Source organism: bacterium (assembly GCA_022616075.1).
Classification (GTDB): domain Bacteria; phylum Acidobacteriota; class HRBIN11; order JAKEFK01; family JAKEFK01; genus JAKEFK01.
In genome coordinates this window covers 1-9,428 of record JAKEFK010000218.1, presented here as the reverse complement: position 1 = coordinate 9,428, position 9,428 = coordinate 1, and the positions used below count along the sequence as shown (strand labels likewise).

Annotated in this window: 10 protein-coding genes; 5 read left to right on the top strand and 5 right to left on the bottom strand. The window is 48.8% G+C overall.

What is annotated here, in order from left to right:
• Nucleotides 1-164 precede the first annotated feature (164 nt).
• Nucleotides 165-2,639, bottom strand: coding sequence for a penicillin acylase family protein (locus L0156_17930; GenBank protein ID MCI0604869.1), 2,475 nt, complete (start codon nt 2,637-2,639; stop codon nt 165-167).
• A 48-nt stretch (nt 2,640-2,687) separates the two neighbouring features.
• Nucleotides 2,688-2,987, bottom strand: coding sequence for an iron-sulfur cluster assembly protein (locus tag L0156_17925; GenBank protein MCI0604868.1), 300 nt, complete (start codon nt 2,985-2,987; stop codon nt 2,688-2,690).
• 107 nt (nt 2,988-3,094) lie between these two features.
• Between L0156_17925 and L0156_17920 the strand changes: the two genes are divergently transcribed.
• From L0156_17920 to L0156_17910, 3 genes are read left to right on the top strand one after another with little or no spacing between them, the layout of a single operon-like run.
• On the top strand, nt 3,095-4,510 hold the full coding sequence (locus L0156_17920; GenBank protein ID MCI0604867.1) for a pyridoxal-dependent decarboxylase: 1,416 nt from the start codon (nt 3,095-3,097) through the stop codon (nt 4,508-4,510).
• Nucleotides 4,511-5,125 (top strand): sigma-70 family RNA polymerase sigma factor, encoded by a 615-nt coding sequence (locus L0156_17915; GenBank protein ID MCI0604866.1) that lies wholly within the window; start codon nt 4,511-4,513, stop codon nt 5,123-5,125.
• Between the two features lie 25 nt (nt 5,126-5,150).
• Entirely contained in the window at nt 5,151-6,125 is a 975-nt protein-coding gene (locus tag L0156_17910) for a tetratricopeptide repeat protein (GenBank protein ID MCI0604865.1), read from the top strand.
• A 67-nt stretch (nt 6,126-6,192) separates the two neighbouring features.
• Here L0156_17910 and L0156_17905 read toward each other — a convergent pair whose 3' ends face one another.
• The 3 genes from L0156_17905 to L0156_17895 form a co-directional block, all read right to left on the bottom strand.
• Entirely contained in the window at nt 6,193-6,351 is a 159-nt protein-coding gene (locus L0156_17905) for a hypothetical protein (protein ID MCI0604864.1), read from the bottom strand.
• Nucleotides 6,352-6,442: 91 nt separating this feature from the next.
• Entirely contained in the window at nt 6,443-6,988 is a 546-nt protein-coding gene (locus tag L0156_17900; protein MCI0604863.1) for a DUF4416 family protein, read from the bottom strand.
• A gap of 2 nt (nt 6,989-6,990) precedes the next feature.
• Nucleotides 6,991-7,764 (bottom strand): arylamine N-acetyltransferase, encoded by a 774-nt coding sequence (locus L0156_17895; GenBank protein MCI0604862.1) that lies wholly within the window; start codon nt 7,762-7,764, stop codon nt 6,991-6,993.
• A 258-nt stretch (nt 7,765-8,022) separates the two neighbouring features.
• On the opposite strand from L0156_17895, the gene L0156_17890 reads away from it, so the two are divergent.
• Entirely contained in the window at nt 8,023-8,904 is an 882-nt protein-coding gene (locus L0156_17890) for an ABC transporter ATP-binding protein (protein ID MCI0604861.1), read from the top strand.
• Nucleotides 8,901-9,428: hypothetical protein (locus L0156_17885; GenBank protein MCI0604860.1), on the top strand; the 528-nt coding region annotated here is incomplete at its 3' end. The genes L0156_17890 and L0156_17885, both read left to right, overlap by 4 nt.

Below are 9,428 nucleotides of genomic sequence, written 5' to 3'. Positions count from 1 at the left end.
TTCTTCTTCTATCTCCTGATCTCTTGTTTATCCCCCCATCTCCCTTCTTACACCAAAAAATGTTTACAATATTTTATTAACATTCGGAGACTTAGAGTCTAAGCAAAGTAGAGCGGACGTCTCATCTGCGACAGCACGCAGGCGGGACGCCCGCGCTACATTGTTTAAGGCACTAACTTCAACGTGCCTTCGGCATTTGCTTGAATGCGCGAACGGTCCCACAGCATCGGATGGTATTCCATTTTGCTCCACGGTTCGGCCATGTCGATGTAATGCGGATGAAACGGATGGCCAGATTGGCCTGTGGTGTGTATGGCAAAGGAATTGTTGAAGTCGGAGAGATCTACGATCATCCTCATGGAAGGAAGCGCCGTCACCTCATAAGTTTCTTCCGCATCCCAGCTTGTTGCGTTTATCACAGAAGTTCCGCCGCCTGTGGAAAAGGGCCCACGATTAAACAGGCGTTCCAGAATCAGTATTCTTGAACTACCAAAACTTTCGTTTCGGAAAGTCACTGTGTGCAAGTCTCCCCAGCGCCACGTAACAGGGTCTTTGCCGAAGCGTTTTTCCATTTCTAAAACCGCTCTGTTGAAAGCTTCCTTCAAAATGTCGTCCCGTTTTTCATTCTTCGTGGTCTTCTGATTGTCCCACCAGCGGCTCTCCGGCTGTTCCAGAAGCAAGCGAATCACTTCAACCCAGCGACTTCCGCCGCCCGGACGCATCCCGGCAGGGATATCATCGTAAAAAGTTTGTTCCAATAAATTTTTCCAGAAAGCTTCGAACAGTGCTGCTGATGCTGAATCAGAATTCTGCTGAAAATCCCAATCTTCCAAAAGCTTGAGGGTTTTGACGAGATGCTCTTCCTGAATGTGAAGATTCATCAGTGCCGTTACAAGATATTCCGCATTATAGTTTTTGTTATCGGATTGCATGTTCTTCACAAAGTTCACATCGATGCGATCCTTTTTTGATTCGATCAATTCCACAATGCGTTTCGCGCGCCAGCCATAATCCCAATCCATGGTAACAAGAGGGCCAGATTCCTGCGGAAGAAGAGCATTGTTTGCGGTCGCAAAATATCCGTTCGGGGGATTGATGTCGCGAGGCAATGATTCGAATGGAATAAAGCCGGTCCATTCGTATTCGTCTGTCCAACCGGGAACCGGATAGCGGCCATCTCCTTTTGCGCGAACGGGAATTTTTCCGGGACACTGATAACCGATGTTTCCATCCAGATCCGCGTAGATCAGGTTTTGCGAAGGAACGTCAAAATTCGATGCCGCTGTTCTGAACTCATCCCAGTTTTTTGCAAGGTTCATTTTCCAAATAGCGGGAAATGTCGTAGTCGGATCGAGAGCTGTCCAGCGCAAAGAAATCGCGTAACGTGGGGGCATTTCCACGGTCGCCGTCCGTTTGATGTTTTTTGCGCTTTTGGAGTAATCGGACAGCACCGGTCCGTGTCTTGTGTATCGAATCTTCACTGGCACGGAAGTTCCATCAGGGAACCTTATATTTTCATTGACTTTTTCCATATCACGCCAGGTTCCATTCACCTCATATTGGTCCGGATTCTCTGGATTCACTCTTTCAACAAACAGATCCATAACATCCGGACCGACATTGGTGAAGGCCCATGCGATCCGCTGGTTATGTCCGATGATGATACCGGGCACTCCAGCCATAGAAAATCCAGCAACGTTAAACTGACAATTCTCCGATTGAGGGAGACATTGCAGATGAACCTGGAACCAGATGGATGGCATTTGAGCTCCCAGGTGTGGATCATTTGCCAGCAGCGGTTTTCCGGTCTTCGTGCGATTGCCGGAAATCACCCAGTTGTTGGAACCAAAACTGGATTCCGGATCGTGATTCAAAGGAAGGTTCTCAAGCAAGTAGCCAAGGCCATCTAGTGGCGCAAGCATGTTTCCTGTGATTGCCGGTTTTGCAGGAAAGCGTGTAAGAATGAAAGGGTTGATCGATGGGTAAGGAGGAAATAGTTCTTCCACCTGTTTGTGTGTCATGTGCTGCAACAGTCTTGCGCGGGAAGTCTCGGTGGATAGATTCATTCCAAGATCCCAGGACATCACTTTTCCCCACACGATGCTATCCAGAGGGGTCCATTCCTCCGCCTGATAATTCCTGTTGGTTATCCGCAAAATCCCATGTTCCAGGCTCAGCTTACTCCCTTGATGATCAGTGAGATATGCGTTAACGCCTTCGCAGTATGCTTTCAAAATAGAAAGCGAGACTTCATCCAGCAGTTTCACTTCTTCTTCTGCAACACGCGACCAACCCATCATGCCCAAGAACTGATCCGTTTCCAATTGCGACTTGCCGAATAGTTCCGATAGGCGCCCTTTGCCGGTGTGTCTCCAGAAATCCATCTGCCAGAAACGTTCCTGTGCGTGGATGTAGCCCTGCGCGCGGTACAAGTCATCCCGGTTCTGGGCATAAATATGCGGGACGCCATACTTATCGCGAATCACTTCAACAGAGGCTTTCAGCCCAGAAAGTCGAACCTGACCCTCGATTTGGGGAAAGGATCTTCGGATGGAGAAAACCAGGAAAGCTGCCAGTAAAAAGATGAGGCAGAGAATTGCAAGAAGTAGTCGTTTTAGGGTTCGTAGTAGCGAATTCATTCGCTATTTTTCACATTCATTCATAGCGACTAAAGTCGTTATTACGAACTACTCCCAGCCGAGTTGACGTTTCGCATCCTCGCTCATCATTTCGGGATTCCAAGGCGGATCAAACGTCAATTCGACTCTTGCTTCTTTGATTCCGGGAAGTCCCAGCAACTTTGAGCGGACGTCTTCTGCGATCATCGGTCCCATTCCGCAACCCGGGGCCGTCAAAGTCATTTTTATATTGACTCTTTCCTCTTCCATACCGACGTCGTAAATCAGTCCCAGATCCAGCACGTTTACTGGAATCTCCGGGTCAAAACATTTGCGTAGAACTTCGTCCACTTGCTCACGTGTAACCATAAATATCGCTCCTGAGTTGTTCATTATCGTTTTCCAACGACAGAGTGTCAAATTTCTTGGCGACTTGGCGTCTTGGCGGTTGAGCGCTAAAAAGTTACAATCGCAACATGGAAAACTACCGGAAAGCGCTTCAACAACTCGAAGACTGGATGGTCGACTACTGGGAGAACGGCCAGCGCTACCCGGTGCTTTCCCAGGTGAAGCCCGGTGAAATCATCGAAGCTCTGCCTAAAGATCCGCCGCGAACACCGGAACCCTTCGAGCGCGTACTGGAAGACTTTCAAAAAATCATCCTTCCCGGTGTTACGCACTGGAATCATCCCAACTTCTATGCTTACTTTGCGATCACAGGCTCCCCTCCCGGCATTCTGGGTGACATGTTGTCTACGGCCTTGAACATCAATGCGATGCTCTGGAAAACATCGCCTGCTTCTACCGAATTAGAAGTCGTGGTGCTGGATTGGCTTCGTAAAATGCTGGGAATTCCGGTTCCTCTTTTCGGAATCATCATGGATACGGCATCCATCGGCACTTTTTGCGCGATGGCAGCCGCACGCGAATCGCTGGATCTGAAGATTCGGGAAGAAGGATTGGCGGGTCGCGCGGATTTACCGAGGTTCCGGGTGTATTGTTCGGAACAGGCCCACAGCAGCGATGACAAGGCGGCAATTGCGCTCGGCTTCGGGCTGCGAGGTTTGCGCAAGATTCCTGTCGATCAGGAATTCCGGATGCGTCCCGACGCTCTCGATCGGGCAATCGAAGAAGATAGGAGCGAAGGGTGGCGTCCTGTTTGTGTGGTCGCGACAGTCGGCACCACTTCCACCACCAGTGTTGACCCGGTTCCGGAGATTCTGGACGTGTGCAGGAAACAGAACGTATGGTTGCACGTGGATGCGGCGTACGCAGGACCTGCTGCAATTCTTCCTGAAAAACAGTGGATATTAAAAGGATGCGAAGAAGCCGACTCCTTTCTGCTGAATCCTCATAAATGGATGTTCGTACCGTTTGACTGCACGGCCTTCTACACAAAACGTCCGGAAGTTCTTCGCCGCACATTCAGCCTGGTCGCTGAATATCTGAGAACAGGGGAAGAGGGAACTTACGACTTCATGAATTATGGACTTCAACTGGGAAGGCGATTTCGAGCGCTAAAACTCTGGATGGTGATCCGGATGTATGGAGTCGAAGGAATCCAGGAAACACTCAGAAAACATATTGCGCTTGCAGAGGAGTTTGCCGGATGGGTCAAAGATTCCGATGATTTTGAAATGATGGCGCCCGTTCCTTTTTCCACTGTATGCTTCCGGGCGAAACCTTCCGGCTATCCCGAAGAAAAGCTCAATGAACTGAATGAGAATCTTATGCACGCGGTGAATCAAACGGGGGAAATGTACATCTCACATACGAAATTGCACAACAAGATCACTCTCCGTCTGGCTATTGGTAATATGCGCACTGAAAGAGCGCATATCTCCCGGGCATTCGAACTTCTGAAATCGCATCTTGGTAGCTTAAGGAGGTAATTGCCGGGCAAATTGCCCGCCAAAATGACAATGAGCGCCGAAATCGAACTTCTTCAGCGCGCGAGATCAGGTGATCAGCTTGCTTCCGAAGAGTTGTTCGTAAAGTATTTGAAAGAATCCAAATCGATTCAGGGATTATTGCGCCATTCCCTCTCGAATCCGGACGACCGGGAAGAAATACTACATGAAATCTATTTACAGTTAATCGGCGGCCAGAATACTTTTCGTGGCGACGCGCGGTTGAGCACTTATATTTATCAGGTCGCGCGGATCACAATTTTTCAGAAATTCAGAAAAGAAAACACTTTGAAACGGGGGAAAATATATCGCCGGATTTCAGAGCCGGTGGATATCGCGGATAGCGAGCAATCCAGTCCGGAGTATTTTTATAAGATCAAGCAGGGGCGCGAGATCATTTCAGAAATGATCAGCAGATTGCCGGAAGCTTACCGGGAAACACTCCGGCTTCGAATCCTGCAAGATTTCAGTTATGAAGAAATCGCTGAAAAGTTGAAGATTCCATTAAATACAGTTTCCACAAAGATTCACAAAGGCAAAAGGCTTTTAGCGCTGGCATTTAAGGAGAAAGGGTTGACGGAAGTTTTTGACCTCTAACGGCAACTAAACCACGAGAAGGATGATGAATCAAGACAAGAATAATTGTATCGAGCCGGATCTTTATACGTCCCATGCCGCTGGCTCTTCTTTAGAAGAGACAAGAGCAGTCTTGCTTGGAAATTATGCTGGGAAAGAGTTGGATCCTAAGCTCGAAACGATCCTGCGTGAGCATTTGACGCGTTGCGCATGTTGCTCGGAGTTTGTCAGTCAACTCCAGGAGCTTGAGCAGTTTCGCGCAAATGACATGTCGGTTGTTCATGCCAGCTGTCCTCCCAGCCTCAACATGGACCGGTTTTTGTTTCAGCCCGAAGAGCTACTGGGCGGCGAGAAGGAACGCATTTCCCAGCATCTGAAGGAATGTCCACTTTGCAAAGAAGAAACAGATTGGCTGAAGAACCTGGAGCAGCCCAAAACGATTCCATTCAGTCCGCCGCGAATGAACTGGTTGCAGTACGCCTCGGTTGCGGCCGCTCTGTTTTTTATGACGCTTTCCATCATCCTGTTCTGGCAAAGAGCTTCCGTACAACAAACGGAGAATCGCCTGCGCGCGCTTGCTGTAATCAAAGAACCGGATCAGATCAATTATGTGGATCTGAAAAACTTATCGGTTTCACTTCCGGAAAAAATGGAAATTCTTTACGACCATGGCGTGAAGGCCCTTCAGCAACAAAGATTCCAGGAAGCGATTCGAAATTTTGAGCTCGTTGCAACAGCTCATCCCGATCATTCTGCAGCGATTTATTTGCTGGGATACAGCTACTATCAGATGAATGAGCCAGAAAAGGCGTTCGCTCTTTGCGATCGCGCTGAAAAGATAATCCCTCATTCGATGGAACGGTGTTTATCGCTGGTCCATATCGCTTTAAAGACCGGAAACTTTGGGAGAGCGGTTCAGGAGATCAACGGTCTTCATCATGAAGCTCCCAATCATCCCGAAGTTAAGGCGCTGTATGATCAAATCACCTCGGTTACGCGCGGTAAGATACTGAAATTGTAAGCAAAGTAGCGCAGGCGTCCCGCCTGCGATTCCGCGCAGACGAGACGTCCGCGCTACTTGTAAGCTTTCAGGCCCGTTTTACGATCGCCGAAACAATCCAGATCAGAAACACAATTGCTGCCACCCATAGCGCAAAGAAAAACAGTTTGAAGAAAAGAAACTTGATCACGCCCAGGGCAATGACAAATGCAATAAACAGCAACAGTGCCCGAAACAAAATCTTCATTTTTGAATGACCTCACCTATATTAACGTAAACAGCACAGTAAAAGTTTTTGAACCGCCAAGACGCCAAGAGCCAAGGTAGAAATCTCTCTTTTATTTCTTGGCGTCCTTGGCGCCTTGGCGGTTTTGAGTCTTATAGAGCTCCCGGATGTGGCGCAGAGCCTGGTCGTATTTCCCTGATTTGAAATCGGGGAAGCCCCACACGAAGGATTCCCACTTTCCTTTGTACATGGTCAGGGTCATGTCCGCGTAGATTCCATCACGAAGATAAATCTTCTGTCCACCAAACTTTGCTGAGGCTAGAATCACTTTGTACGTATCCAGATAACCTGCATCCAGATTTACCTGACGATGGCCGTCTCGCAAGAACTGTTCTTCAATCGCGTTGCAATGAAGTTTTGCTTCCACAATGCGATCCGGTGAAATTAGCTTCTCGAAAGAATAAAAACGACGCCGGAGTCCGGCACCCATTTCAGGTTCGTAGTAATCTGTTTCGTCGAAAACAAAGTCTTCGCTTTCAAAATCCGTTTCTCCCCATTCGGCTTTGAACCTTTTTATGGCAGTTTCGAGAATGGAAATGTCCCGGTGCAGTGAAACAACGAACAATTTTGCGGGCGATGCTGAAGCCGGGCGGGCCATGCTCAGCGTGCTAAAACTCTTTGCGCTTGTAAGATCAAATCCGCCGGGAGTCCGAAGAGATTTGCAAGGGTCCCAACATCATCTTTGGACACCTTCTGTTGGAGCCGTTGTTGTGGTCGAACCAGCTCGATCCGGTCTTTGCGGTAGTAAAGTCGCCCGGCTTCCTGCAAACGCGTGAGCATGATGTGTTCCATACTGTTGAGAGAAAACGAGTGAATCCAGTGCGCTTCAAATTCTTCTGGTGAAACCGGAATCGCGCGCAGTCTATATCGCCACTTTTGCGCGCCCGTTTCTTTCGTAGAAAGCGAGTATGTTTCGTTCCCCTCATTTCGGAGAATGACGGTATTCATGGCGGTTTCGTGTGAAATCTGCGTCTCCGACAAAAGGACCGGCTCATGCAGCAAGTATCCCGGATCCAGAAGATAGCGCGCGCCGGCGAGTCGAACAATGATGGCGCAATGAATGTTTTTTCCATAATGCATGTCAGCCATGGCGATGAAAGCATCGTAGCCGCAGTGCCGCAGAATTTCCTGAAGCGCATTGCACAAGGAAAAGCAGGTGCCTCCCGTAGTCCAGCGCAAATGATCTTCGAGAACTTCCCCGGTCCGTCGTAACTTTTCCGTGGAAGAAGAGCTGCGGGTTTCTTTCAATATCTTCGTAACATTTTCATAGGGCAGCTTCGAATAAGCCCTCGAGAGCTGTGCCAGAAAGCGCAAATCGGCCGTGCTTTGCGGAAGCGCATAACGGTCGAAGAACCGCTCAAGAATAACTTGCATCTCCAGTAGTTTATTAAGAACGCAAACAAAAGGCTATTCCGTTCGTATTGTAGAATGGAGCACAGGCTGAGTTTGTTGAAAAATCAATTAGAGCGCGGACTTCCAGTCCGCAAAAACGTGTTTGCTCGACAAGCATTTTGCGGGCAAGATGCCCGCGCTCCCACTCTAGGACCGCCCGCGATCTGGATTTTTCAACAACCTCGGCTTCCAGCCTGCATTACGGGGCGCAGGCATCTTGCCTGCTTTGAGAGGAGAGCCATGCTGAGAATCGAAAACCTGGTCAAGGTCTACCCGGGTGGAATCGCGGCTCTGCAGGGAATCAACCTGCAAATTGGTCACGGCATGTATGGGCTGCTCGGTCCAAACGGAGCCGGCAAAAGCACGTTCATGCGCATTCTTGCCGGGTTGTTGGAACCAACCGCAGGTCAAATCTTTTTTAGCGACATAAATATTGTAGAGAATCCGGAATACTTGTGGTCATGCCTCGGTTATCTTCCCCAGGATTTCGGTTTCTATCCGCATCTGACCGGCAAGGAGATGCTCACGTATCTGTTGAGGTTGAAAGGGGTAGAAGCTCCGGAGGGACTGGATAAACTCGCTTCTGATCTGCTGGCGCGCGTCAATTTAAGTTTCGGAGCAAAACGCAAAGTCAAGGATTATTCCGGTGGAATGCGCCAGCGTTTGGGAATTGCTCAAGCAATTGCCGGCGAACCGTCGTTGATTATAGTGGATGAGCCAACAAGCGGATTGGATCCGGAGGAGCGGCTTCGGTTTTATCACCTGCTTTCCGATTTGAGCCAGGATTGTACTGTGATTCTTTCTACTCACATCGTGGAAGATGTTGCCGTGCTTTGTCCGCGTTTTGCTGTGATCTTTCAGGGCCGGCTCGTTGCTGAAACCACACCAACGAGAGCGATCCAGGAGCTCGATGGAATGATCTACGAAGGAATGGTGGAACGCAGCAAGATGGCGGACTTTTACAAAGATTATTTTGTGACACAAACAGTTTTGTACGAAGGCCGAAACCGCACGCGGATCTGCGTTAAGAAAGGAGGACCTCCTGAAGGTTTTCATCCGGTGAAGCCAACTTTGGAAGATTCTTATTTCATTATTACGCGCCACGCACAATCTGCCGCATGAATTTTGGACGCTTCTGGACAGTTTTTTCCTACGACTTTTCTTACAACAGAAAACGCCCTTTTTACTGGATCTGGTTGGTGCTTCTTGCCTGGAATGCCTGGCTCATGTCGATGGGTGCCTGGATCATTCGCTCGATCGATACGGCAGTTGGAACCGAAAAATCCTTTGTCAATTCGGAATTCCAGATCGCTTTTGTTTTCGCATTGATGCCGGTACTTTTGCTGGGACTTTTCATGGCTATTGCCGCCGGCACCCCCCTGATCCGTGATGTTCAGCAAAAAATCGGCGAGATCCTTCACACAACTCCGCTTCGCCCGGCCGAGTATATCGTTGGAAAATTCACTGCCGCTATCGCGAGCAGCCTCGCCGTCCTCGCATTGTTTCTAATTATTTTGATTCTGCTGAATGAAGTTATTCCAAATCCCGCAGCAACAGATATTCATGGACCCTTCCGCTTGCGAAATTATCTGATGCCCGCAGTCGTGTTTTTTCTTCCCGTTCTGTTCTTCATTGCTGGTATTTGT